General features: G+C 42.0%; 27 protein-coding genes. 9 read left to right on the top strand and 18 right to left on the bottom strand.

Features of this window, described 5'->3' with window-relative positions; translation table 11 throughout:
- Nucleotides 1–87 precede the first annotated feature (87 nt).
- Complete coding sequence (locus DXD92_RS06355) at nucleotides 88–942, bottom strand: YitT family protein (RefSeq protein WP_022461234.1); 855 nt, start codon at nucleotides 940–942, stop codon at nucleotides 88–90.
- Nucleotides 943–1,165: 223 nt separating this feature from the next.
- Here DXD92_RS06355 and DXD92_RS06350 point away from each other — a divergent pair, with 223 nt between their 5' ends.
- Entirely contained in the window at nucleotides 1,166–1,471 is a 306-nt protein-coding gene (locus DXD92_RS06350; protein WP_243037930.1) for a helix-turn-helix domain-containing protein, read from the top strand.
- A gap of 32 nt (nucleotides 1,472–1,503) precedes the next feature.
- On the opposite strand, the gene DXD92_RS06345 is transcribed toward DXD92_RS06350, so the two are convergent.
- The 16 genes from DXD92_RS06345 to DXD92_RS06265 all read right to left on the bottom strand — a co-directional run bounded on the left by DXD92_RS06345 (nucleotide 1,504) and on the right by DXD92_RS06265 (nucleotide 18,967).
- Nucleotides 1,504–2,868: an MFS transporter gene (locus DXD92_RS06345; protein ID WP_118594589.1), complete on the bottom strand. Its 1,365-nt coding sequence runs from the start codon at nucleotides 2,866–2,868 to the stop codon at nucleotides 1,504–1,506.
- 18 nt (nucleotides 2,869–2,886) lie between these two features.
- On the bottom strand, nucleotides 2,887–3,279 hold the full coding sequence (locus DXD92_RS06340) for a VOC family protein (protein ID WP_117760520.1): 393 nt from the start codon (nucleotides 3,277–3,279) through the stop codon (nucleotides 2,887–2,889).
- A gap of 9 nt (nucleotides 3,280–3,288) precedes the next feature.
- Nucleotides 3,289–4,317: a zinc-dependent alcohol dehydrogenase gene (locus DXD92_RS06335; RefSeq protein WP_055268459.1), complete on the bottom strand. Its 1,029-nt coding sequence runs from the start codon at nucleotides 4,315–4,317 to the stop codon at nucleotides 3,289–3,291.
- Between the two features lie 398 nt (nucleotides 4,318–4,715).
- On the bottom strand, nucleotides 4,716–5,837 hold the full coding sequence (locus DXD92_RS06330) for an ROK family transcriptional regulator (RefSeq protein ID WP_330416909.1): 1,122 nt from the start codon (nucleotides 5,835–5,837) through the stop codon (nucleotides 4,716–4,718).
- Nucleotides 5,838–5,966: 129 nt separating this feature from the next.
- Nucleotides 5,967–6,038 (bottom strand): TnpV protein, encoded by a 72-nt coding sequence (locus DXD92_RS19310; RefSeq protein ID WP_243037951.1) that lies wholly within the window; start codon nucleotides 6,036–6,038, stop codon nucleotides 5,967–5,969.
- 176 nt (nucleotides 6,039–6,214) lie between these two features.
- A complete protein-coding gene (locus DXD92_RS06320; RefSeq protein WP_117801920.1) occupies nucleotides 6,215–7,252 on the bottom strand; it encodes a helix-turn-helix domain-containing protein in 1,038 nt (345 codons plus the stop codon).
- A 408-nt stretch (nucleotides 7,253–7,660) separates the two neighbouring features.
- On the bottom strand, nucleotides 7,661–10,105 hold the full coding sequence (locus DXD92_RS06315; protein WP_118640290.1) for an ABC transporter permease: 2,445 nt from the start codon (nucleotides 10,103–10,105) through the stop codon (nucleotides 7,661–7,663).
- Nucleotides 10,102–10,776, bottom strand: coding sequence for an ABC transporter ATP-binding protein (locus DXD92_RS06310; protein WP_117509716.1), 675 nt, complete (start codon nucleotides 10,774–10,776; stop codon nucleotides 10,102–10,104). The genes DXD92_RS06315 and DXD92_RS06310 overlap by 4 nt, the downstream gene beginning before the upstream one ends.
- Nucleotides 10,777–10,953: 177 nt before the next feature.
- The gene (locus DXD92_RS06305) at nucleotides 10,954–12,219 is read right to left on the bottom strand and encodes a sensor histidine kinase (protein WP_118640289.1); all 1,266 of its coding nucleotides are present in this window, start codon (nucleotides 12,217–12,219) and stop codon (nucleotides 10,954–10,956) included.
- On the bottom strand, nucleotides 12,195–12,884 hold the full coding sequence (locus DXD92_RS06300; RefSeq protein WP_055181289.1) for a response regulator transcription factor: 690 nt from the start codon (nucleotides 12,882–12,884) through the stop codon (nucleotides 12,195–12,197). The genes DXD92_RS06305 and DXD92_RS06300 overlap by 25 nt, the downstream gene beginning before the upstream one ends.
- Nucleotides 12,885–13,119: 235 nt before the next feature.
- Nucleotides 13,120–14,817, bottom strand: coding sequence for a recombinase family protein (locus DXD92_RS06290; protein ID WP_279220646.1), 1,698 nt, complete (start codon nucleotides 14,815–14,817; stop codon nucleotides 13,120–13,122).
- The gene (locus DXD92_RS06285; RefSeq protein WP_117554478.1) at nucleotides 14,798–15,028 is read right to left on the bottom strand and encodes a helix-turn-helix domain-containing protein; all 231 of its coding nucleotides are present in this window, start codon (nucleotides 15,026–15,028) and stop codon (nucleotides 14,798–14,800) included. The genes DXD92_RS06290 and DXD92_RS06285 overlap by 20 nt, the downstream gene beginning before the upstream one ends.
- An 89-nt stretch (nucleotides 15,029–15,117) precedes the next feature.
- Nucleotides 15,118–15,303: a hypothetical protein gene (locus DXD92_RS06280; protein WP_117526568.1), complete on the bottom strand. Its 186-nt coding sequence runs from the start codon at nucleotides 15,301–15,303 to the stop codon at nucleotides 15,118–15,120.
- Nucleotides 15,304–15,318: 15 nt separating this feature from the next.
- Complete coding sequence (locus DXD92_RS06275) at nucleotides 15,319–16,608, bottom strand: plasmid recombination protein (RefSeq protein ID WP_118640287.1); 1,290 nt, start codon at nucleotides 16,606–16,608, stop codon at nucleotides 15,319–15,321.
- Nucleotides 16,609–16,980: 372 nt separating this feature from the next.
- Nucleotides 16,981–18,372, bottom strand: a complete 1,392-nt coding sequence (locus tag DXD92_RS06270; protein ID WP_117598360.1) for a DNA primase family protein — start codon at nucleotides 18,370–18,372, stop codon at nucleotides 16,981–16,983.
- Complete coding sequence (locus DXD92_RS06265; RefSeq protein WP_039996408.1) at nucleotides 18,347–18,967, bottom strand: CHC2 zinc finger domain-containing protein; 621 nt, start codon at nucleotides 18,965–18,967, stop codon at nucleotides 18,347–18,349. The genes DXD92_RS06270 and DXD92_RS06265 overlap by 26 nt, the downstream gene beginning before the upstream one ends.
- Nucleotides 18,968–19,189: 222 nt before the next feature.
- Here DXD92_RS06265 and DXD92_RS06260 point away from each other — a divergent pair, with 222 nt between their 5' ends.
- From DXD92_RS06260 to DXD92_RS06225, 8 genes are all read left to right on the top strand, one after another.
- Nucleotides 19,190–20,293, top strand: a complete 1,104-nt coding sequence (locus tag DXD92_RS06260) for a DUF6076 domain-containing protein (protein ID WP_118640286.1) — start codon at nucleotides 19,190–19,192, stop codon at nucleotides 20,291–20,293.
- A 12-nt stretch (nucleotides 20,294–20,305) separates the two neighbouring features.
- Entirely contained in the window at nucleotides 20,306–20,932 is a 627-nt protein-coding gene (locus DXD92_RS06255) for an alpha/beta fold hydrolase (RefSeq protein WP_118640285.1), read from the top strand.
- A gap of 34 nt (nucleotides 20,933–20,966) precedes the next feature.
- Nucleotides 20,967–22,142, top strand: coding sequence for a hypothetical protein (locus DXD92_RS06250; protein WP_118640284.1), 1,176 nt, complete (start codon nucleotides 20,967–20,969; stop codon nucleotides 22,140–22,142).
- Nucleotides 22,143–22,165: 23 nt separating this feature from the next.
- Nucleotides 22,166–22,849, top strand: coding sequence for a response regulator transcription factor (locus DXD92_RS06245; RefSeq protein WP_055303618.1), 684 nt, complete (start codon nucleotides 22,166–22,168; stop codon nucleotides 22,847–22,849).
- Between the two features lie 67 nt (nucleotides 22,850–22,916).
- A complete protein-coding gene (locus tag DXD92_RS06240) occupies nucleotides 22,917–23,831 on the top strand; it encodes an ABC transporter ATP-binding protein (protein WP_055303617.1) in 915 nt (304 codons plus the stop codon).
- A complete protein-coding gene (locus tag DXD92_RS06235; RefSeq protein WP_158581770.1) occupies nucleotides 23,824–24,660 on the top strand; it encodes an ABC transporter permease subunit in 837 nt (278 codons plus the stop codon). The genes DXD92_RS06240 and DXD92_RS06235 overlap by 8 nt, the downstream gene beginning before the upstream one ends.
- A 12-nt stretch (nucleotides 24,661–24,672) precedes the next feature.
- A complete protein-coding gene (locus DXD92_RS06230; protein WP_055303615.1) occupies nucleotides 24,673–25,554 on the top strand; it encodes a sensor histidine kinase in 882 nt (293 codons plus the stop codon).
- Nucleotides 25,555–25,592: 38 nt separating this feature from the next.
- Nucleotides 25,593–25,919, top strand: a complete 327-nt coding sequence (locus DXD92_RS06225; RefSeq protein ID WP_055303614.1) for a hypothetical protein — start codon at nucleotides 25,593–25,595, stop codon at nucleotides 25,917–25,919.
- A gap of 157 nt (nucleotides 25,920–26,076) precedes the next feature.
- Here the strand turns inward: DXD92_RS06225 and DXD92_RS06220 are convergent, their stop codons facing one another.
- On the bottom strand, nucleotides 26,077–26,310 hold the full coding sequence (locus DXD92_RS06220; protein ID WP_055303613.1) for a DUF6061 family protein: 234 nt from the start codon (nucleotides 26,308–26,310) through the stop codon (nucleotides 26,077–26,079).
- Between the last annotated feature and the right edge of the window lie 13 nt (nucleotides 26,311–26,323).

The following is a 26,323-nucleotide window of genomic DNA, read 5'->3' as shown; positions in this document are numbered from 1 at the left end:
ATGGGGTAATTCAAGAAACGTTTTCACAGGAAATTACGGTAAAAAAATTCCGCAGCACTTCTGTGATTGAGGTGCTGCGGAACTTTTTTACATTTTAGGCTGATATCTCATGTTGGATACATTATAAACTGTGATAAACGCTTTCGGATCAAGTTTGTTGATAAAATTCATCAATTTCTGGTATTCTGTCTTGTCTACGATCGTGATGATTTCTTTGCGCTTCTGCATGTTATAGGCACCATAGGCTTCATAGATCGTAGCACCGCTGTGCAGCTCATGAAGAATAAATTCCCGAAGTTCTTCTTCCTTTGGAGTGATGATACATACCCGGCGTTTGATATTATGATCAAAAATAAAATGATCCAGAACAATTCCATTAAAATACGTTCCAAGAATACTCAGGACTACCGTTTTTTTGTCGTAAACGAGTGCTGCAGACAGGGCAACGCACATACCGGACAGCGACATAGCTTTTCCAAGCTCCATATGAAGATATTTATTCATGATCTTTGCTACAATATCAAGTCCGCCGGAAGAAGCATTTCTGTTAAAAAGAATACTGAGTCCCACACTGACTACAAGTGTATAGCACAGAACATCCAGCTCCTGACTGTTTGTCATCGAACCAAAATCCGGGAAGATTTTTTCAAAAAGTCCAAGAAAAACAGGAAGCATGATACTGGTGTAGACGGTTTTTACACCAAATTCTCTTCCGCAGGTAAAAAAGCCGATGATCAGAAGTACTACGTTCAGAATCATGGTGATGGCGGAAAGGGGCAACGGTACAAAGTTGGAAAGTACGATACCAAGACCCGAAATACTGCTGACAGAAGTATGGCTTGGTACCAGAAAAAAATAGACTGCCGCTGCAATAATAGCAACAGCTGCTGTCAGGATCAGGATTTCCAACAGAATCTGAGTATCCTTCAATTGTTTTTTCATGTTAATTCTCCGTATCTTATTTTTTATGGATGGGAAGATCCCTTCCTTATATTAATGGCATTTTGAAGATCTGTAAACCCTTTCCGGGAATCATTCCAACATATTTGTGTATCGTTATTGCTTTTCCGTCAGCTTTCTGTAATACATATCCTTTTTATTGCTTTTTTTCGTTCTATGCTACAATAAACTTAACATTATCTTGCAACGTAATCAGAAGAACAACATGAGCGAAAAGGGATTGACCAACATTAGTCTCAAAAAAATAAATAAATCAAAGGTTTACCAATATATTTACAGAAAGAAAAAGACCTCCAAGCAGCAGATCGTTCAGGAACTGCAGATGGGTTTATCCACAGTCAGCCAGAACCTCAACCTTCTGGAGCAGGAAGGTCTGATAGAAAAAAACGGCTTTTTTGCATCCACCGGCGGAAGAAAAGCAAACGCCATTCAGATTGTATCCGATTTTAAAATTTCTATTGGTATCGGTATTTTAATTTCCTCCCATCCTGGCTGTGTCCTGCTTCCGTAAAATCAATCAGCAATTCTTCCAATGCCACGATGTTAACTTTTTCTTCCATTTTTCAGTTCCTCCACAATCTCGTTATAACGTTTTTTATTTAACCGGTAGAAAAATAATACAACCGCAGTCACAATCCAAAGTGCACCTGGAATCGTCGTAAATGCATGTTTCATAATTGAAAGCACAATTGCATTTTGTGTCTGATTTGCAATATAACCATATTTTCCAAGTAATCCTGCTAAAAGTGCTGTTCCAACTGCCATTCCGATTTTATTTCCAAGTGAAATAAATGCATACTGAAAACCATCATTTCTAAGTCCGGTTTTCCACTCCCCATATTCCACACAGTCTGGAATAATTGCATAGATTGCGGTATTAAATCCAGAGAAAAAAAACTGTGTGAGACCAGATAATGCATAAAAAATAGCTGGTGATTCTTTGGCATTGAAGAAAAACATAGACAACATGGAAATTCCTGTAAATAAAGCAAAGAGAGATGCTGTTCTTCCTTTGTTATTCAACTTGCGGAATACTGGTTGAAAACAGGCTGCCCCGATGATAGAAGGAATAATGATGCACATCGAATAAGTTGTGTAGTAGGAGGCATTGCCTTCCACATATGTAAAATAATACAGAATATCTGCGTTTCTACCATATAATGTAAATCCAAATAATATCTGTCCTACCAATGCAAGAAGATATGGTCTGTTCTGCATGACTGCTTTCAACTGAACCTTTACAGAAATTTTTTCTTTTTCCGGAGTGATCACTGCCTCTTTCGTCTTCGCAAAGCAGAAGAAATGACAGGCTGTAAAAATACATCCATATATGACCGCAACCGTCAGATATCCTGTCTTTGCACTGTGACTGCCGAATTTGCTGAGCAGCGGAACTGTGATAATATTTAACACACCAATTGCAATCATCGCTGCAACCGAACGGGATGTATTTATTTTTGCACGTTCATCAATATCCTGTGTCATAGCACCACACAAGGTTCCATATGGAATATTCACACAGGTATACCCCAAAACCAGCAGACAATATGTACTTACCATATAAATGATCTTTCCATTCTGCGGCCAGTCAGGTCTTGCCCAGAATGTCATGACAAGAAGAATTGCTGTAATTGGTGCCGCTACTAACAGCCATGGACGGTACCGTCCCCATCTCGATTTTGTTTTATCCGTAAGTCCCCCGACGATTGGATCATTGATTGCATCCCAGAATCTTGAAAAAAGCATCAGTGCTGACACAGCCGCCATACTGATTCCGAACACGTCTGTATAAAATATCATCAGAAAATTACTGACGAACATCCAGCTGAAATTACATCCAACATCACCAAACCCATATGCAATCTTACTGATCAGCGGTACTTTTCCATTTTTGTTTTCGCTTCCCATATGTCTCTCCTATTTTTATCAGAGTTTCTGACAGAACTCTATTCTTTCCTCATTTGGTCCCTTAATCATAAAATACTTCACACCATTTTCCCAAAATGGTAGTTCTTCGATTCCGTCTGTAATAATTGTGTATTTTTCATTGCAGATTTTCTGATACATACTTTCAATGTCTTCCACATCAAGTGCAACATGTTGGTATGCACCGTCTGACATTGCCGCCTGCCCATTTTCAAAAGTCTCTATACAATAATTTTTTATCTGTAAAAATGCCACTTTTTCCCCTGCTTTTTCATTATAAGACTGCATAATCACTTCAAATCCAAGACTCTTATAAAACTCAACTGTTTTCTGTAAATCGTTTGTCGGAAGCCCGACATGGGCAACTCCGACAATTCCATATTTATTTTCCATACGAACTCCTTACTTTTCACTGACGTTGATAATTACTTTCATCGTTGTCTCGCGGTTATCATCAATATACTGGTATGCCTTCAGATAATCTTTAAAAGCAAATGTCTTTGAGATGAGCGGTTTCAAATGAACTTTGCCCTCATTTACCAGTCTGATTCCATCTATGTAATCATCATGGCGGTACATCATCGTGCTCTTAATGTCAAGTTCGTGGTCATTTGCCACTGCAAGATCTACTTCTGCCATTCCTGCAAAAACAGCCACCAGTACGATCGTGCTTCCTTTTCTTGCATATTTAATTGCCTGTCCCATTGTGATATTGTTTCCGGCACAGTCGTAGATCACATCCGCCTTGTCCGGTCCAAATGCTTCGATCATCGCCTCACCGAAGTCTTTATTTTTGGTATTCACACACACATCAATTCCACATTCTTTTGCCTTCGCCAGTCTAAGATCACTGATATCTGTGATCATCACTTTCGCTGCTCCCATTCCTTTTGCTGTCTGTGCCACGAGATTTCCGATCGGTCCTGCTCCAAGGACTGCAATATTCATGCCAGCCACATCGCCCATCTGTTTTACACCATGAACTGCCACAGCAAGAGGTTCGATCATAGCTCCTTCTTCATAGGACATATCTTCCGGAATAGGTGTTACTTTAGATGCATCCACTGCAAAATACTCAGATGCTGTTCCTGTCGTCTGAAATCCCATTACTTTTAATTCCTCACAGAGATTATACTTTCCATGACGACATGGATAGCAATGTCCACAATATACCTGCGGCTCTATCGTCACCTTCTGTCCCACATGAAACTCGGTGATATTTTTTCCAAGTTCTGTAATCTCACCAGAAACCTCATGTCCCTGTGTTACCGGATATTTTGTAAACGGATGTTTTCCATGATAAACATGAATATCTGATCCACAAACACCAATATTCATAATCTTTACCAACACCTGATTTTCCTTTACCTCCGGAACCGGAATCTCTCTGAAAATAATTTCTCCTGGATTTGTCATTACCTGCTGTAACATAGTTGTTTCCTCCTTTTTTATATTGTTATACGTTTTATAAAACGTTTTATTAAAGTAATTATATTATTGTCCTATAAACACAATTTGTCAATATGTTTTTTCATATTTTTATATATTTCATAATTTCAAAATATATTTTTTGTATATTTTTCACAATTAATATGCAAAAAAAACGGAAAGGAAACCGTAGTTACTGTTTTCTTTCCGTTTTTTACTATAATATCTTTTTCTAATTTTACACAACTTCTCGTTTTTCACACATATAAATCGGACATCGCATTCGCTTTGCAACCTGTCAGTGGGAGTTTTTAACTCCAACAGACTAAACATCCCCTTACCCAACGCTTAATTCCCTACGCACCAGATGCGGTGGACTGCTTATCTGCATTCAAAAAAAATTACAATTCTACCATATGTTTTGTAAAAAAGTATTTCGCGGCTCCAACAGCCGACGCTTCTTTCTTATACGAACAATTTTTCAAGTATGAAACATCATGCTCAAAGCCATTATATGCCATCACTTTTTCTCCCAATGGTATCATATAATCTGACAATACGCCTCCCACATCACCTCCTAGTATGATGTCCATATCATATGCCATCCGCAGATTTGATATCAAAACAGCAAGATGATCCAAATACTCATTCCATGTCTGCAAATTTTTTTCATCACCACTTTCAATTTTTTCCATAAATGCATCCAGTGACTGCCTGTTATCTTGTGTCAGTACACTTGCTGCACAATATGCATCTGCACATCCTGATTTACCACAATAACATTTTCTTCCACCGGGAACGAGTATCATGTGACCAAACTCCCCTGCTTTCTGGTTCTGCCCGCGAAACAGCTTTCCATCTATGCAGAATGCACCTCCTAAGGTGTGATTCAAAGACAGATATATCGCATTTGGATATTTTTGCTTTTTTTCTGCAAGCATTGCAGCATTAGCATCGTTTTCAAAATATACTGGAATTTCCAAAGCCTGCTCTAAAAAGCGCAGACTATAATTCTCTATACCTAAAGCATGGGATTTTAAAACGATCCGTTCTTTCTGATCAATAATTCCTGGAATCGCCACTCCAATCCCAAGTAGCGTGTCCTTCGCTAATTCGCCTTCAAGAAAAGTTTTGACCTTTTGTGCCACCTCTGTACAATAGAATAATTCTGCCGTAAATTTTAAACGGATGCGATCTTTTTTTATAATCTCATCTCCAAGATTTACTAATACCATTTCTATATGATTCGCTGTAATCAAAATTCCCATTGCATGACAGTATGACTTATTAATCCCTATACTTTTTGCCTTTCGTCCACCGGTCGAAGCATATTCCCCAGTTTCTTCCAACACCATTTTTTCTAATAAGTCATTCACATTTGCTAACACAGTCGGCATACTCAAGTTTAACTCTTTTGCGATTTCCGCCTTGGATGTAACATGCTTGTTTAGCACATAATTAATTATTTTTTTTCTTGTTGTATTTTTTTTATCTTTATTTTCCGTTTTCTTACCCTCTTTTATTAAATATATTATAAAAGAATTATATGCTTTTTTATTCTTCTTGTAAAGTAATGTTTTATAATAAATCTCCGACAGAATTTATCTTATAAACAGCCAAAAGCTCCCGAAGGAGTTTTCCACGCTTTAGATCTACACCAATTCTTTTAGCACAAGTTCTTCTGCCATATTACAAATACCATTTACCAATCTGACCCATTCCATCTGATCACGAGCTTTCAACTCAGCACTGATTGCATCCAACTTCTAAATCTAAGTCGATCTCTATCGTGTCATCTGGCTTTTGTTGGGACAAAAGAACTACCGTCTCACAGAACATATTTTATCGCAAGGCTTTTAAAAATGGAATAGATTTTACCAAACGACAGTTTTCAAAAAACTTATCTGTCAAAAATTAATTTCTCCCACGGTTCATATCCTGCCATGTAGCCGAATTCTTCCTCATTTCTGAATCCTTCAAGAAGTTTTTCTTTTACACCATCTAATATAGCTTCATCAATATCTCTGAACTTCATATGCTTATATAAACCGGACTTTCTAAAATCATACATAGTACCCACATTATCAAGAAGATGTTTTACCACCTTATATGTTCCCTCTACATCTTTCCCTGCACATACAATATCAAGCATTGGCGAATGCTCATTATATTTTCCCATTTCCAATGTATGTGCAACTGCCTGTACCTTCCCTGACAAAAATCTCGCATAACCGATATCATTTTCCCGCAATGCCAGTCCCGCCATTGTGGAAAGAACAAAATTAAGTGTACTAAAGCCGGAAAAAATAACATTTTCATATTTCTCATATGCTTCTTTGATTTTTCCCTGCTCCTGGAGTAATCTTCCCTGATAATAACTTTTCATAGGATCGTGTTCTGAAAAATAGTCCAGATATTTTTCTGCTTTGGCGTAATTCTTCTTACGTAAATAAAATCCAAATAAGGAATCTGCTGCATGATGCTGTATCTCTTCATTCTCATCATGTAGTGCCAGCTCATACCATGCGTTAATCTGCTTATCATATTTTTCCGGATTCATGCATTTATCCGTTATTCTTCTTGCATCAAGCATTACCGCAGCCTGCCAGATAAGCATGTTACAATTCGGATATTCCTTTATAAGTCTCAATGCCCATTCATAAGTCTTTTCATAGCCTTCTTCTGAAAACATCCTGTCCATCTTCCTGATAATTTCTTCGATTTCAATATCTGAAAGTTTTTCATGAAAAGAAAGTAATGTATCAAGTGAAATATCAAGCAGTCTTGCAATTGGTGCCAGCAGTTCAATATCCGGCTTGGAATTACTATTCTCCCATTTGTTTACAGCCGGTGTCGTCACGCCTAATCTGTTTGCCATCTCCTCCTGCGTCATACCAGCTTCTTTTCTATATTTTTTTATAACAACGCCTATATCCATTTGCTTCATCTCCTAAAAAATTCAAAAGCTTTTGTATACTCAGTATATCAGATTCATATAGATTGCTCAATTGAACAATGTTTAATTTCTATTCAATTTAATTAACCACTAGGAAATGTTGCATGATTAATCTGCTGTTTTGGCTGCCTTGATACTTCTTAGGTTGACGGCTAGATACGCATTAGAGATGTCTCCATCCAAATGCTGTTCTAGCAAGGGATTTTCCCCTTGAACCCATCATTTACGATATATGGTGGCGCTTTTCGCCCCCAAATAGTGAAAGTGGGGGCACTTTCTGCCCCCACTCAGGAAATGTTGCTAAAATACTGTTTAGATTTATCATACATACAAAATGGACGTTATCTATTTCTCCTCTTCGTTAAGACCTAGTTCATTACATATTACTTGCTATCCCTGATACCTTATTCTTTCTACCAGCGTTTCCTTTTTCAGATTACTGCTTAAAACGCAGGAAAGTACAATCTGCAACAGACCGACCAAAAAAATCATAATAAAAATTGGTACGATTGGAACATGATAGATATTCATTCCAAATATTCCATTATGTTTTGCATAGAAAAAAAGTGCATAGCCGAGCGGCAGACCAATGATCAAAGCTACGCATATGGTCCCAACCGTAAAAATCAGTCCCTGTAACTGCAGGCATAAATTTAATTGTTTATTTGTCATACCCACAGCCTGTAATATACCATATTCCTGCTTTTTTGTCGTAATATTCATGATCATGGTATTCGCCATATTCATAAACCCGATGAGTCCTACAACCGCCATAAACAGATAACAGCCAAGCTTCATCATGCTGCTTGCAAATTCGGCAGATTGTAACTGCGCATGATAACTATCCATTTTTATATGCGAAGTATTAGAAATCAAAGTATTCAGACTTTGTTCTACAGATGCCACATCTTTTTTATCACAGTCCACCCACAGATAGCCATAGGCTGTTCCTCTCGGATTCATGGAACGATATACACCTTCCGGAATGACAAGATAAGTGTCCGCGCTTACAAAGGATCCTGCAATCTTTCCCTGATAGGTATAGGTTTCACTTCCATTCTCAAAGTCAAATGCAATGGATTCACCCGGAGCATATCCATCTTGTTCCATCCACGTTGACCAGCCAAAGAAAATTTCACCATTCTTTACCGCCTGATCATAGTCCATAGAGCCAATGTCCCCGTCTTGGCGTATAAAATCAAAATCATTTTTACTCACAATATCAGCCGGAAATCTTGTTCCGTTCAGATTTACAGAGACAATCTCTCTCGTCATGACATCTGTTACTCCCGGAATGCTTTTGATTTCTTCAATCAGCGAATCATTCAATGGATCATCCGTCAGAATCGTATCCAGGTTATTCTCCGGATATCTTTCATCATACTCAGCAGAATAGTCAAGCTGCAGTTCAAATTGTCCATGATTAACGGAAAGACGTGCTTCATGCTCCGTGTCAATATTTCCCACATAATTAGAGATAATCACAAACAATACGCAAGAAAAACCCATTGTGAGGATAGTACCAATAGTTCTTTTGGGATTACCCGTTACATTTGCCATTGCCATAGAAAACACGGTGACATTTTTTCTGCCATTTCGTTTTCCTTTTTTGTGTGTTTCTGCATTTTCTAAATACCGTGTTGCTTCGATAGGTGAAATCCGTGAAACAATTTTCATTGGTTTACGCAGTGCCAAAGCAACGGTAAGAAATGATACGAAAATACAGAGAAGCATAACAGGCAGGGAAAACAGAGGCACCTGCTGATTTTGAACTCCCATAGAGCCAGTTCCGGTTGATACAAGGTTTCCCTGTTCTACCAGCCAGTTAAAACCGCATTTTGCAATCAGAAAACCAAGAAGCAATCCAACTGGTATGGAAAAAATGGTCAAAAAAATGCCCTCTCTGAAGATCAGTTGTTTCATCTGCTTTTTTGTCGCTCCCAGAGCCTTGATTTTTCCATACTCCTGTATCTTGTTGACAATACCGACCTGAAAAATATTATAAATGACCACCACAGAGAAAAGTACAATTGCAAGAATCAGAATTCCACATACCGCAATCGTTTCATAACTCGGCTGCAAGACCCATTGCAAATAGAGATCATTGACTATAACGTTTTTTTCTTCGATTCCACAAGATGCTGCAATCTGCTTTATAACCGGTTCAATATTATTCATAGATACATTTGCAGAATCGTTTAACGTAAAATAGATATTATACTGTCTGTCATTCTCTGCGACGTGCTCATCATAAAACTCCTGTGACCCGAAAGCAACATAAGATGCCTCGATGGTATACTCATCCCGATCATATAGGATTCCGCTGACAACAAACTCTTCCGGCTTATATTCTGACCGCATCCCTACACGGTAATCCAGTGTAACCGTATCTCCGACCTTTACATCATCATATCCCATTGCACAAAAAAAAGCTCTTCCGGCGGCAATTTCCTGCATTTTTTCCGGATACTTTCCTTCCTTTAACTCATATTCCTTATTATAGGGAAGCATTTTTCTTGCAGTCTCATCCATGCAGACAAACCCGCCATTTTCATTTCCTTTCAGGATGCCCTCCGTACACATGATGCCGATATCAGATATCTCAGCTCTGCGTTCCACTTCTTTTAATTGCGTACCATCTGCTGCGACAAACAGACCATAATTGCTTCCATATGAGCCTGCCGCCTGACTTTTCTGCAAACGTATCATTCCATTTCCCACAGTACTGATAATCACAAGCAGCATCGTAGTCAGACATATGGACATCATAATCAGTATACTTCTTGTCTTGTTCTTTTTGTCATTGCTATATGCAATCCTGCTTATTGTCTTCATCTGAAATCCACCACCTGTCCGTCCTCAATCACCAGAATACGGTCAGCGACCTGTGCAATTTCGTCATCATGGGTAATCATTACAATTGTCTGCCCATATTTTTTTGCTGTCATCTTAAGCAGGGCGATCACCTCATCACTGGTCTTGGAATCAAGATTTCCTGTCGGCTCATCTGCAAATATAATTTCCGGACGATTCACCAGTGCTCTTGCAATTGCTACTCTCTGCTGCTGTCCTCCGGATAACTGATTTGGCAGATTATAAATCCGGTTTTCAATCCCCAGAGTTGCAATAATATCATTTACATACGTTTCATCCACTTTTCTTCCATCCAGCCCCAGTGGCAGTACAATATTTTCCCAGACATTAACAGATGAAACCAGATTAAATGCCTGAAAAACAAATCCGATTTTTCTTCTGCGGAAAACAGCAAGGGCATCTTCCTTCATCCTGTATAAATCTTTCCCTGCTAAAGTAACACTGCCTTTTGTCGGGGTGTCTAGCCCTCCAAGCATATGAAGTAATGTACTTTTACCGGAACCTGACTTTCCAACAATTGCGACAAATTCTCCCTGCTCAATCTGAATGTCCACCTGATTGACCGCTTTGACCTGATTCTCACCTGCGCCATAAAACTTACAAAGCTGCTTGGTTTCTAATATCACACTCAATGTGCTACCTCCTTTTCAATTCTGTAAAACGTACCTTTTCAACACGCTTTCTTTGCCTGTTTATGTATTTGGTCATTTTTCAACCTACATCCAAATTGTATCAGGATAATCTTTCATTTCACTTTCAAAAACGAGCAGAAGTCTTACAGAATTGTAAGATTTCTGCTCATTTAAAATTTAACTAACATATGGTAATTGAATCACAAACGTGCTTCCTTTTTTCTTTTTACCGGAGGTTACCGTAATCATACCTGCGTGCTTTTCGATAATTTCTCTCGATAGAAAAAGTCCGATTCCTGTACCACTCTTTTCCATGACCTCCCTGGAACTTCCTCTGTAAAATCGTTGAAAAATTTTGTGATACTCATTCTGCGGAATACCAATTCCCTGATCCTCAATTTCCATTCTTACAAGATCGTTTCTTTTTTGTAACCGGATAAATATTTTTGAACCACCCGGACTGTACTTGACCGCATTATCCAGAACGTTGATCACAGCTTCGCCAAGCCACCTTTTATCCTGCATAATCGTGCATGTTTCCAGCTCTTTTTCATAGTCAAAAACGAATTCAATTTCTTTCTCATCCGCTTTTGGATATGTACGATTCACAGCAGATATGACAGTATCTATAAGTGGAAGTTTTTTCTTATTCATCTGAATCAGTCCAGTTTCCATCTTGGATATTTCAAGAAGCGACTGCAATAATGTCTCCAGTCCATCCAGAGCACTCCGACAACGGATACGAAACTCCTCCTGTTCTGTGGCACTTAAGTCATTCTGCATCAGCACACTAAAACATATATCCAAAGCTGCAACCGGTGTCTTTAACTGGTGTGAGATGTCAGAAACCATTTCTTTCGTGCTCTCTTTTTCTGTCCGTGCTTCTTCCTTTAGCAACTGAATATGATGTCCGATTGCTTCAAGCTGGTCATTCAATTTTTCCAGTTCTGCGTAATTTTCCGTTTTCAGTAAATCATCAAATTTATTTTCACGGAATCTGATCAGAATTTCTTCCAACTGGTCTAATATTTTCTGATGACACGCATCTTCTTTTTTCTTCCAATAAAGTAAAAAAGTCAAAAAAAACACGCATATCACAGTGCTTACAGCACCGATCACCATAACCTGATGCTGGAATTGCGAATAAAATGCATTCCCTTTATTTCCCCAGTATCCATATTGCTCCAATAATTGCTTTCCCTGTTCGTTGGTTTCAATATCCTTATCCTTAAGCAATTCCGAAACAGCATCCAGCCCGGAAAATTCTTCCTTTGCAGCAATCTCTGTCATAAGATTCATTTTATATTTGTAATCTTCATAAAACACATACGTGGTAAAGCAATTTAATATTGCAAACAATAATATGACAGGTAATATCAAGGAGAACACTACTGTAATCTTCTTGCGATATCTCTTTGTCACTGCCTTACCTCCTGATTCCATATATACCCAAGACCTCTGATATTCTTGATATAGACCGGTGCAGCCGGATTGTCTTCGATTTTCTCACGGAGTCTTCTGATATTGACAGCGATTGTATTTTCATCCACAAAATCCCCTTCCAGATCAAACACATTTTCCAATATTTGTGTTTTTGAAAGAATCTGTTTCGGATTCTGAAGAAAAAAAGTCAGCATTTTCAACTCCGTTTTTGTCAGACTGATTTCACGACTCTTTATCAGGACTTTCATTTCTCCTGCGATAAATACGATATCTCCCGAAATCATCTTTCCGGCTTCCGTTTTCTCCTGTCTGCGGCGGAAATGTGCTTCTATTTTCAAAAGAAGTACCGAAAGACTAAACGGCTTTGTAATATAATCATCTGCCCCTGCTTCATATCCCATGACCTGATCCATCTCCTGATCTAGTGCTGTAAGACAAATAATGTATGTATTATAATTGCATCTCATCCACCTTACAAATTCCAGTCCATTCCCATCCGGAAGATTCACATCACAAATGGTAACATCCACATTATGATCACTTGCAATTCTTTTCGCTTTTTTCACTGATTCTGCTGAAAAAACCTCATATCCGGATTTTTTCAGTGAAAATGTAATTCCACGATTTAAATTTTCATCATCTTCAACCACGAGTATACCTGGCATAGCATCTGCACCTCTCTTTATTAACTATTCATCTTAAAATGCTTCAATGCCTCCACAATTGCACTCTCTTTATCTTCTGGACACTGCGGTTGCCTGCTATCTTCATTTTTAGGTAAATTAGGACTTGGAACAAGTTCCAAGTCTGTCGCGGCAGTCGTCGAATTGCCCTGCAAGCAGTCCATTCTCCTCGTTGCAACGCGCAAATTCCTTCCAACCTCAATTCCGCATTTTCTCTTTACCTGTGAGATACATCCGGCTTTTGTTTCAGTTGGGACAAAAGAACAACCGTCTCAACAGTTGTTTCAGTTTCCAAGGGAAGTTCTTTCACTTCCTCGCCATCAACAGGCACAGGAAAATTGAATACGATCTTCTTTATCCAGCTTCCGTCTTTCCTTTTCTCCGGGAACATCTCAATTCGCTCGATAAAGGCCTTCATAAACTCCTTCTGCTCCGCTTCCGTTGCAGAATGGTAGACTTCATCAAATGCCAGTAAGAGCCGATAAATGTTATCGCCAGAGATTTTCTCCTGCTGGATGCTGCGTATCTGTCCTTGCAGTTCGGCAATCTGAACTTCAATTTCCTCTATGATATCATACTGCTCATCATAGCGGCGCTGCAAGTCCAAAATCTTTCTGTCATAGTGGGCATCATTGAGGTCCAAGGTATCCATCTGACGCTCCAAGCGGCTTTTCGTTCCAAAGGCTTGCTTTAGCCGCCCTTGTAGGACAGCAATCTGCTTTTCCATATCTTCTGTATCAACTGCTGCTCCGATTTTCGCCTGAATCGCTTCTACAAACCGTGGATTATTGACCATAGCGGAGATAACCTTCGCCACAAATTTGTTGATTTCCGTCTGCTCAATATTCAGACGGAAGCTGCACTCATGCCCGGTAGGTGTAACCGTATTTTTGCAGTAGTAATAATACCGGGTTTTCTTATCCTTACTGTGCGCCTTGGCGATATTGCCGTACATACTCTTGCCGCAGCATGGGCATTTCAAGATACCGGACAGGATGTGGGCGTGGTCTGGATTATTGACCTTTTCCCGCTTAAAGGAATTGACCTTGCGCTTTTCCTGTGCCAGATACCAATCTTCTTCGGAAATGATAGCTTTGTGCTGTCCTTCATAAACCGGGAACTCCGACTGCTCAACCACGTGCATCTCGTTTCTTGTACCCTGTTTCTTTTCTGTTCTTCGTCTGCCGTAAGCAATCTTTCCCATATAAACAGGATTGTACAATACATTTTTCACAAAATCTCTTGAAAATCCCGGAATGGTATTATTCTGTCTTAGTTTCTTAGTATAACCATTGCGGTTCAGATATTTTGCAACTCCTGCAACACCCTCGTTTGTATGAATATAACGATCATAGATTACTCGGATAACTTCTGCTTCATCTTCGGCAATAACAAGTTCACCATTATCCAGTTTATATCCATAAGGTGCAAATCCGCCGTTCCATTTGCCCTCACGAGCCTTTTGTTCCCGTCCTGCCATTGTTTGTGTGCGGATATTCTCTCGCTCGATTTCTGCCACCGCAGACAGCACAGAGATCATCAGCTTTCCTGCATCCTTGGAGCTGTCAATGCCATCCTCCACGCAGATCAGATTGACACCGAAATCCTGCATGAGTTGCAAAGAGTTCAGAACGTCCGCTGCATTTCTGCCAAATCGGGACAGCTTAAAGACCAACACATAAGAAACATCATCTTTGCCGTCCTGGATGTCATTCAGCATCCGTTGAAACTCCTGCCGCCCTTGAATGTTCTTTCCAGAAAAGCCCTCGTCAGAATACTCCCCGGCAACGATCATATCCTCGTATGCCGCATACTTCCGCAGCTTGTCACGCTGGGCATCCAAGCTGTATCCGTCAACCTGCATCGAGGTGGACACTCTTGTATAAAGATAGCATTTAAGTTGTTTCTTTTTCAGAATCTTCACCTCCCTCATTCCTTCCTTTTACCATAAGTCCCTCGTTGCGGATATAATACTCCAAAAGCCATAGCACATAATCCGGTGCATGGCGGTTGTCCAATTCCCATTCAGTCATAGTCCGGTAAGGAATATGGACGAGCTTGCAAAAATCTTTCCGATTCAGTCCTGTGCTTTCCCGCAACTTTATAATTCTGTTTTTACAATCCATCCGTCTTTTCTCCACAAAAGCAAAAAATACACGTTGCGTAATCATTATAGCATAGCCATAGTGAATACGCAACGTGTAAATTGCAAATTTTACGCAGCCTTATCCGTCAGAAGCTGCGCTTGATTACTTTCCTCGGAATACTCCACTTCCTGCGGAGCGTCCTGTTCCAATTTATCCAAAACCTGATGTCCATATTTCTGGAGCATCTGGCTCATAACATCCACACAGCGGTCAAATGCCGCATTATATTTCGCTTCTTCATAATATTTCTTCAATAGGCGATTCCTCCATCAAAGTTCCATATCCTGTCCACGCTTCCGGGCAGGGTGTTCGTGTTCCTGTGTTTCCTTTCCTCTGATGAGGATAGAATTGATAAAAGCCCGAACCTTTTCGGATGCGATTTCCAGTGCATCCAGAAAGGGTTGGGCTTTCTGTTTGAGTTCCATATATTTTTCGCTTACCGCTTCATACCGCTGCTTCCAGATGGAAACCGTCTTTTCTGCGGAAGCCAATTTTTCTTTCAGTCGCTTGTTGTCAGCATTGGCAATAATACCATTGACCGCATAGTGTTTGAGCGTGTCGCATTCATCCGGAGTCAGCACAACATTGTTTCCGAATGTGGCTTTTTTGCCCATTGTTTCAATCTCCTGCACCGTCAGAGCAACGGTCTTTGCTGTTTTGGTTTCCTTTTGCAGAGCTTCCAGTTTCTGTTTCTGCTTCTCCGTGGCAGCTTTGGCATTCTCCAAACCCCGCTCCACCTGTGCCACCTGTCCGGCCACAGTTTCCAGCCGCTGCTGTTCTGCCTGCACCTTGAACTGGGTCACAGTCAGATGTTCCTCGGTACTGCCACGCTCTCCACGCTCCAGATCGGTATATCCGGCAACTCGCATGAAATGAAAAAAGTCATCCTGCAACACACTGTAGGATGACCTCAAAATCTTTTTTCCTCTTGCGTTCAACATTGGATTACCGTCCTCGTCAAGCACCGGCTTAGACTCCCATTTCTTACTGCGGCTGACCTGTGTGATGACCTCCTTAACGGTTCCCCGGAGGGCTTCATCCTTGCATCGCTTCGACCAAAGGATCTGCTTTTCCACCATCGGGATATAAACCACATGAAGATGATAGTGGTACACATCCTCGCCCAGAGCTTCGGACATTGCCCGGTTGCGCTCATCGGCGTGCATCACAGCGGAGAGGATATACTGCTCACCGCCTACAATCTCCACGGCGGCTTTGTAAGCATCAGCATAAAACTGTTTTGCAAATTCATAGCCGCCATGATTGTAGAAATAAGCAGAGTTCACATCAAATACTAACTCGCCGTATTTGACGGCATCCGGTTTCAGACCTCTGGTGGAAATTACGCCGTCCTGTTCCATCTGCTCAAACGTTTTTACATAATCGTCCGTGGGTGCTTTGAAATGAACGTTCAGAGAAGTGCGTTCCGGCACGATGTCCTGATTGCTGTAGCTGTCCTTTTCACGCTCATTGTGTTCCTGTACCTTAGCCACATCTGCCGGGGTTTCCAAGTCCTGATTTCTGGCTACGGTACGGTCTATTCCATCATTTCTTGCCATAGAATTTTTGTCCTTTCTTTGAGATTTGCAGACAGCGGAGAACTACGGAGAGGCACTTTTTCAAAGTGTAATAACCCACTATGACACTTTCATCCATACTGGCTGCAAAGTGCCGTGGGCTCTCCGAGGGCTCTCCCGAGGGGGAATGCGGTCACTGCGGTGACCTCTGCTGAACTGCCCGAAAACTGTCTGCATCGTTTTCTGTTGTTCAGCCCGGATAGCTGCTGTTTTGCGAAACACCACCCATCCCGGCGGCAGTGAAAATCAAATCTTTCACTGCAATAGAAACAGCCCAAATAAAGGAAATGAGCTGTTTCTATCACAAGCGTTTCACCCTCTTTTGCTGCGTACATACGTACCAGCCAATGGGATTTACTCGACCTGCCGCCATTCCTCCGGAATGTCCTCCGGTACGTACGTACACGGCGAATCTCCGTAAAACCCATTTATATGAGGTCGTGCAATGGCTTCCACTCCCATGAATCCCCAAACCCGCCGTCCGGCAGAGTTGGTGATATTGTTGCAATGTTCCAGATTAAATTTCTTGGCATTGGCAATCATGGCGTCGCTGAAGCTGCGGGCTTTCAGCGGTGCAAGGGAATTTTCTTCGCACCACATCCGGTAGATTTCATAGAAATCCTTGGAACTGATGGACGCATCCGCTTTACGCTGGATGTATCCCTCGGAATCCATGAAATCAAAGATATTGTTGTTGTCACGCTTGACCGCTTCCCGGTTTTCCCGGATACGCTCACTCTCCGTAAACTTAAAGTTGTTGGCAACAAGCCGCTGTAAGCCTTCAAATGCCCACAGGAAGATACCCTCGGCTTCAGCTTTCATCTTCTCCGCAAGGTCGGGATCGTCAGCTCTGTCCACTGGCTTTTCCTTGGTGGTCAGCACAAGCTGTCTGCGATAAAATCCGTCACTGCGGTCATACAAGGCTTGCAGATCACCGTTGCTGAATGCCAGCAATCGGGCGAACATCCAACCCTGATAACTCTGCTTGCCTTTGCGTTCCAAATCCATCTTGCCCTGTGCGGTGACAATGGATTTTACATAGTTGGTCTGGCGCAGAGCTTCCATCCGCATATCATCATCCACGCACAGGAGAATGTGTTCCAAATCGGCACGGGCGAAGCGGTTTTCAGAAATCTTGCCGATGCTGCCGTCTTTCATATTCGTGCCGAAGATGGTAGACAGTACCGCACCGATTTGAGATTTACCCTCGCCGCCGTTGCCTTTAATCACCATCATGCGCTGCCCCTTGTTGGAGGGAATCAGGCAATAGCCGATAAACTCCTGCAAAGTTGGAATGTCCTCGGCGTAAAGCAACCCATCCAGAAAGTTCAGCCAGATCACCGGCGCAGTAGCATCGGGATTGTAAGCAACCGGCAAACGGCTCCGCACGATAGCCGGTCTGCCCTCGGTAAATGTGCCGTTCAATAGCAGCGTACCGTTGGACAAATGAATCCGATCCTGCTCCGGTGGAAAGTCCGGCACTTGCGCTTCCAGTTTCAGCACTTCCAGAATGTTGGTGATCTTCCGGGGGATATTGTTTACGGCACAGAATTTCAGCTTGTCGTAAATCTCCCCACGCAGAGGAAGATCGTCCGTCACTCGACCATCGGGCGTGAAAAAAGCTCCGTTTGCGAAGATGATCCTGCGCTCTTGCAGAAATTCTTCACAAAACAGAGCTTCGTTGATGTTCTGCCCGTCAAACCACATGGGCAAGTTCATATCAGGCGTTTTCCGGTTCTTCGCCATGATGCGCCACCTCCTTTTTCTTTCGTGCGGTATACTCTTGCAGAAAAGCAATTTTGCCGTCCTGCATCAGCTTGTCCACCAATGCCACCCGTTCTTCCAGATCACCCACCGTCAGCACATCTGCCATATATTCGATATGGCAGTGCATCTGGCAGGCTTCCACAAAACGGTCATCCAGAGCATCTTCCGGTGTCTTGGGAGCATAGCGCACTTTCCAATCTTCCAACAGATGCAAATAATCCGTCAGCACCCGGAAGCACAGCATTTCATCCTCCCGGAACTGACGGATATAGGGACGCTTCGGCTTGACCATAGCTGCGGCAGTGGGCGGTTTCGGGTCAAGCCCGAAGTCCAAAGCCAGCTTTTGCGCTGCTTCATAACTGCTCAGATTGAACAGCCTTGCCACAAGGTCGATCACATCCCCTTTGGCTCCGCAGCCGAAGCAGAAAAAATAGTCCTCATTCAGCTTCAAGCTCGGATGCCTGTCGTTGTGGAACGGGCAGCAAGCCATGCCGTTGTGGCTCACTTTCAGCCCGTAGTGTTCGGCGGCTTGCTTGACGCTGATTGCCGCCTTGATGGTTTCATAGATTGTCATAGAAAACCCTCCGTTCATAATATTCTGGAAAGCACGAAGCACCCGTCGTGATTGGCAGGTGCTTCGCTCCTTCTATTATGGTTATGACGGATTTTTCAAAAAACAGGCTAATGACAGGACAATCCTGTTTCAAAAAACAGGACAACTTATCTGAGGACGTAGATTTCTTCACATTTACATGATATAATTAGAAAAATGAAAAAACAGGACAGGAGGGCAAGCATGAATCAAGAATTGATGACATTGGATTTCTGGCAGGATACGGTCATATATGAGAGCAAAACATTTCCTGTCGGTACGCTTGCCTGTGATGCACTGAATATTCCTGTGAATACCATTGCAAAAATAAACGAGCAATGCGAGAAAATCAATCTGCTGCTTGGAATATTAAACGCCGGACAGGATGCTTCTGCACTCTGTCCTATTGCAAAGGAAGCTGCTCTGACGATGCTCGATATTCTCAGTCAAACACCGCCGTTCTCCTATATGAATATCTCAAAGCACAGAGAACGGATTGAAAAAGTCTTTACTGTGGACAATGCGCTGAAATATGTGGAGTTTGCCATAAAAGCCGCAACCAATTCTTTGCAATTTGAAGAAATCCAGAACTTTACCGATGCGATGATGCTCCAACGCTATACCGCAGTTTTCGGGCATCTGGCATACTCCCTTGGGGAATACCAAACGTCCATGCTTGATTTTGCAGAAAAAACAGACGGCAACGAAGCAGACCGCACCGCAGAGGGTTTTGCAAAAATGTTCGGCAGCTATTTCCCGCCGGAGTTTTCCATCACGGAAGGCAATGCCTGGATGTCTACCCTGAACAATTCCGTTCAGTATGTATCCGTCATCCGTCCCGGCGAAAAAGTTGCGAAGCTGGTCAAGCGGATGCACTATGTATCCTTTGTAGGGATGTTCCGGTCTGATCTTTTTGAGGGCTTATGTGTTGGTCATGCCCCGAAAAAATGCAAAATCTGCGGCAAGTGGTTCCTCACCACCAACGCAAGGCACACCAAATACTGCGGCGGCTATGCACCGGGGGACAAGCTGCACCGCACTTGCCGGCAGATCGGCAATCTAAAAGGCAGAGAACAGCGAGAGCTTGCAGACGATCATCCGATTATCCAGATATATGAAAAGAGGCTGAACACCATAAATCGCTATGTAAAGCGTGGTACTCTGGACGCTGACCTTGCGGAGGTCATGAAGAAACTGGCAAAAGATAAAGAACTCCGGGCAAAAAGTGATGTTGCTTATGCCAAAGGAGCTTATGAAAAAGAAATGGAACAGGCTGCTTTGCTTGCAGAAGCTAAGATACATATTTAGTGGGGGAACAATATGAAACAAATATATGTGCATGGATTAGGACAAACATCTGACAGTTGGACAAAAACAATAGATATTTTGCAAACTACTGATTACAGCTTGTGTCCGAATCTTCCTGATTTAGTTCATAGCAAAGAAGTGACCTATGATAATCTATATGCTGCATTTTCAGATTACTGCAATCAATATGATGAGCCTATTGATTTGTGCGGTTTATCGCTTGGGGGCGTATTAGCTCTGAACTATGCTATACAATATCCGAAAAAAGTTCGCTCCTTGGTGCTTATCGCCACACAATATAAAATGCCCAAGAAGCTTCTGAAATTTCAAAATCTTCTCTTTAGATTTATGCCTAAATCCATGTTTCAACAAATGGGATTTAGAAAAGCTGATTTCTTACTTCTATGCGAAACCATGATGGAGTTGGACTTTAACAACTCTCTGCACAAAATATCATGCCCTACACTATTGTTATATGGCGAGAAAGATACTGCGAATAAAAATGCTTCTATTGAATTGGCAGAATTGCTTAAGAACGTGGAATTAAAAACGATTATTGGTGCCGGACATGAAGTTAATATTGAATCACCGCAGGAATTGGCAGAAATACTTCATTCTTTTTATGAAAGAATGTCTTAAGGGATTCTTATAGAAATGAGAAGGGAGGTGCGCTATGCTGAGTGATTTTTCATGGGACATGACCGGATACATACCAAAACACGCTGTCAATCCGCACGGTGACGGCATCATTCCTTATGCGGCAGAGCGCATCTTTCAACTGGAACCGGAGCCTCCAGCGGTGGGCAATCTGAACGAATATATCCTGTCTGCCTTGCAGGAAAAGAATTTGATATATTTCTCATTCTTCCTACACCACTACGAGCCGCAGCTTAACAAGCGCATCAAAGACTTTCTCGGTGTGGATGGCGGCGATCTGTATGACACAGACCGATTTATAGATATAAAGCTCTCCTGCCGGGAGCAAATGCTCCAAAAGCTGATGGACTATGACCTTGCCAAGGGTGCAGAGTATGCTACATACATTTTCCCGTTCATCCGGGATGCTATGCTCCGTTTTCGCATGGGCGAAGAAAAATGGTCGGTGTCCTCTCTGACCAATTACAAAATGGTGCGGTCAATGGCTTGGCTGTACCACAATACCAAGGATGCGGTCAACGAATTTTCCAAGAAATACAACTGCGATCTTGCCCTTGCGGAAGAATATCTGAAAGTTGTCCGTGGAATCCGCAATCAGCAGCCTTTCTATGTCACAGACGAGGACGGCGAAGAAACAGGCGAGGATGTAGCCCTTGACGATAGCTGGAACTATACCGATATCCTCTGGAACGGCATACAGGCAGAAAAGGTGCAGCGAGCTTTTGATAAGCTGAACTACCGGGAACAGACCTTGCTTGAAAAGCGGCTGGCAATCTGCATGACCTGCGGGCATGTCGGCTCATGGAAAGGCCGTCCCACCTTTGAGGAACTGGCTGTAATGTTTGAGGGCAGCACTGCCAGCGGTGCGGAGCGAGCCTACCGCAGAGCAGTGGACAAACTGACAGAATTGTTGGTTGCCGAGGGCGCAATCCATGCTGTCCGCTTGAAACAGAAATCCAAGACCAAACGAAAAAAGAAAATCGCCACCGCAATCTACGAATACCAAGCAGACTGCGACGGCGAATGGGGCCAGATTTCATTTGATTTTGAGAACGGCACATCAGAAATAGTCCGACTTGCCGATTGGGATACAATGAAAACAAACCGCTTTGCGAACAAGGCAATAGCCTACCTTCTAAACTGCGAAAACGAGAAGTTGCCAAAGGAAACGATAGTAGCGTTTGAACTATAAAAGGAAATTGACGAGGAACGAGAATGAAAACAATCGCAATCATAGATGATGATATTCATATTGGAGATATGCTGAGAGAAGTGCTGGTGCAAGAGGGCTATTCTGTTCTTCGTGCATACTCCGGCACAGAAGCGTTATATCTTCTTTCACAAAACAAGCCCGATTTGGTGCTGCTGGATCTGATGTTGCCGGGATTGTCTGGCGAGGAAGTTCTGCCCCACATTGAGAACATTCCTGTTATCGTTCTCAGCGCAAAAGTAGATGTGCAAGACAAGGTAAATCTTCTGCTGGGCGGTGCGGCAGATTACATGACCAAGCCTTTTGATACAAAGGAGCTTCTTGCCCGTATCACTGTTCAGCTCCGCAAGGCAGAACAACATGGCGAAACCAAATCTCTTTCCGTTGGCGATTTGGTTTTGGATATGGTTTCCCTTTCTCTGACAGTACAGGAGCAGCCTGTGAAGCTGACCCGAACGGAGTATGCCATCTTAAAACTGCTGATGGAAAATCCCAAACAGGTAATTTCAAAGAGTGTCCTGCTTGACAGAATCAGTCTGGACACACCCGACTGCACCGAGCGTTCTTTGAAGCAGCACATCAGCAATCTTCGTAAAAAGATGCAGGATGTCAGCGGTGTAGACTATATCGAAACAGTTTGGGGAATTGGTTTCAAATTGGCAGAACAAAAAATCTTGACCAAATCTTGACGTTTTTCTTGACCACTTTCTTGACTTTTGTTTTGTAAACTTAGGTCAGCAAAGGAGGTAATACAATATGAACTATATTTTGCAAACAAACAGCCTGACAAAAAAGTATAAAAACTTTCAGGCATTGAATGGTCTTACTATGAATGTTCCCAAAGGTTCCATCTATGGCTTTGTGGGAAAGAACGGCGCTGGTAAGACAACCCTGATCCGCTTGATCTGCGGATTGCAGGAACCGACTTCCGGTAGCTTTTCTCTGTACGGCATCCGCAATGACAGCAAGGATATTATCAAATCCCGCCGTCGCATGGGTGCTGTGGTGGAAACACCGTCCATCTACATGGATATGACTGCGGAGGAAAATCTGAAGCACCAGTATCTCATTCTTGGTCTGCCATCATTTGATTGTATTCAGGAATTGTTGAAGCTGGTAGGTCTCGACAACACGGGAGAGAAAAAAGCGAAGAACTTCTCCCTCGGTATGAAGCAGCGTCTGGGCATCGCTATCGCATTAGCCGGTGATCCCGACTTTCTTGTTCTTGATGAGCCTGTAAATGGTCTCGACCCTCAGGGTATTGTGGAAATGCGAGAACTGATTTTGAAGTTGAACCGAGAAAAACAGATTACAGTTCTTATTTCCAGTCACATTCTGGATGAACTTTCCCGTCTGGCTACTCATTACGGTATCATTGATAATGGTCGCATGGTGAAGGAACTGAGTGCAGAAGAACTGGACACAGTTTGCCGCAAGTGTGTCCGCATGGAAGTGACCGATACTTCTACTCTGGCTCGTGTGCTGGATTCCATGAATCTGGAATATAAAATTATCTCCGCAACAACAGCCGATGTGTTCGCAAAGATCAATGTGACACAGCTGACCGTTGTACTGGCAAAGGAAAACTGCGAAGTGCTGTCTATGCAGGAAAAAGATGAAAGTTTGGAGAGTTATTACATCTCTCTGGTTGGAGGTGATAATAATGCGTAAACTTTTTCGAGCAGCCTTTTACCGTACAGAGAATAAAAAAATGATTCGAATAGAATTAGTGATTGCTGTATTGCTTTCCGCATTCATCATCCTCAACGGTTACTTCCAGACGAATTTGACTAATGCATACATCTATAAGCTGGTCGCCCGTTTTTTTGGATATTCACCCCTGATGGGACCATTTATCGCCGTATTTGCCGCATATTTGTGGGGAACAGACTATGAATATGGAACTCTGCGCAATAAACTAATCTGCGGACACACTCGTGAAGAAGTTTATTTTTCCAATCTTCTCCTGACCATATGTGCTGGACTGAGTACTGCACTAATCTGGTTGATAGTTAATGGGATGCTGGATATTCCGCTACTGGGTACGGCAAGCCTGAACCTCTCTTTGGGAGAGATGGCATTTTATATTTTTTCAAGCCTTTTGATGGTCGTTGCACTCTCCAGCGTATGTTGTCTGTTGGCAAGTCTGGCGGAGAACAAAAACTCAGCGACACTTCTTTGTCTGGGAGCTGTAGCTGCAATGGTCATAATCGGGATGCTCCTTTATGATCGTTTTGCAGAACCAGAGTTATTGGATGGATGGATGTGGAGTGATACAGACCCAACTGTGCGATGGCATCCCCAAAATATCAAATTCATCGGTGGAACATTTCGTATCCTGCTGGAATTTCTTATCTGTCTGACACCTGGAGGACAAGGTGTAATTCTTTGCGAAGAAGGGGTGGAACACCTGATTTTTCTTCCATTGTGCTCTGCGTTTGTAATTTTTTCAACATCTCTTATAGGAAGTCGTTCCTTTAAGAAAAAGAACCTAAAGTAAGGAGGTAGAAAGATGTTCCCTTGGATTTTGTGTTGTATTTTGCTAATTGTTGTATTTTTTCTAATCACAAAGATTATTTTTATAGAAAAAAGTATTGATGAAATTCATACAGAATTCCAGGAACGTCTTTCCTCCGACACAAACACTCTGATTGATATTTCTTCCAGCGACCCTCATCTGAGAAAACTGGCTTCGGAGATTAATATCCAGCTTCGATTGCTCCGCAAGGAACGCCATCGTTACCAACAGGGCGATCTGGAACTGAAAGAAGCTATCACCAATATTTCCCATGACCTGAGAACTCCGCTTACGGCGATAAACGGTTATCTTGACCTATTGGAACGAGAGGAAAAAAGCGAAACGGTACACTGCTATCTTTCTCAAATCCAAAACAGAACAGATGTTTTAAAAAATCTAACCGAAGAACTATTCAGATATAGTGTGGTTACTTCTTTTCAGGAACTGAAACCAGAACGTATGGATGTTGTCCGGGCATTGGAGGAAAGTCTGCTGTCTTTCTATGCGGTCATGCAGGAAAAAGGCATCCAACCGGAAATCGAATTGCCGGAGGAACCGGTTTTCCGTGAACTGGATGCAGGTGCGGTCAACCGTATCTTTTCCAACATTATCAGCAATGCGCTGAAATACTCTGACGGCGATCTGTCCGTAGTCATGGATAAGAACGGCTGTGTTACATTCAGCAACACGGCGCACAATCTGAATTATGTGACGGTCGGCAGATTGTTTGACCGTTTCTATACAGTAGAAGCCAGTCGCAATTCAACCGGTTTGGGATTGTCCATCGCCAAGCTGCTGATTGAGCGTATGGGCGGAAGTATTGGAGCAATCTACAACAATGACAAACTGCAAATCAAGATAATCTTTGCAAAATGAAATAAAAAAGAGTTTATATGAACGGAGGTGTTTTGATTATGAAGAAATACTTGAAGGAGATACTAATACTCTTAATTCAATTATTTATGTTTTATGTATTTCCATTATTTGCAGGACCAACAGACGTTATGGGAATGATAGTTTTGCTTATTTTAGCAACATTATTGCTTTCAATTCTAATTGGCAGCATTTCAAATCTGAAAGTAAAGTACTTGTATCCAATAATCATAGCAATTACATTTGTGCCATCTGTGTTTATATACTATAACGAGACAGCATTGATACATTCGCTTTGGTATTTGGCAGTATCATCCTTTGGTTTGATAATCGGCATGGTCATTCATAAATTGATTCTTAAAAAGTAGAAAGAGCAAAACTTTCAAAGGCTACCCAGTCAAAAAGATTGGATAGCCTTTATTTATGTTTTCTAAAATTAAAGTTGAATATCTGCCTTAGCCAATAACTATGGGCTTAGAGGTTTAGTGAGCCAGGCAAATCGCTCCAATCGCCGTATCCACAGATTTATACTCTGTAACAGTTTTTCAAATAGGTTTTGGAATCTCCGTTCAATATCAAATCAGCATATCCAATCGGGTCATTGTAAATCAGATAATCCAGTTCCGACCTCTGATACATATTGTCGGCAACCTCGTTCTCAACCGCAATCGTATCAATCGCAATCATACTACCATCAAAGAATTTCAGTTCCACACAAGCGGTATCCATGTTAAACTTACAAGAAATCAATCTATCCATAAGAAACCTCCAT

Source organism: Blautia sp. TM10-2, from assembly GCF_003480845.1.
GTDB lineage: Bacteria > Bacillota > Clostridia > Lachnospirales > Lachnospiraceae > Fusicatenibacter > Fusicatenibacter saccharivorans.
Note: the sequence above shows the minus strand (reverse complement) of the source record. Positions and strands in the feature narration are given on the sequence as shown.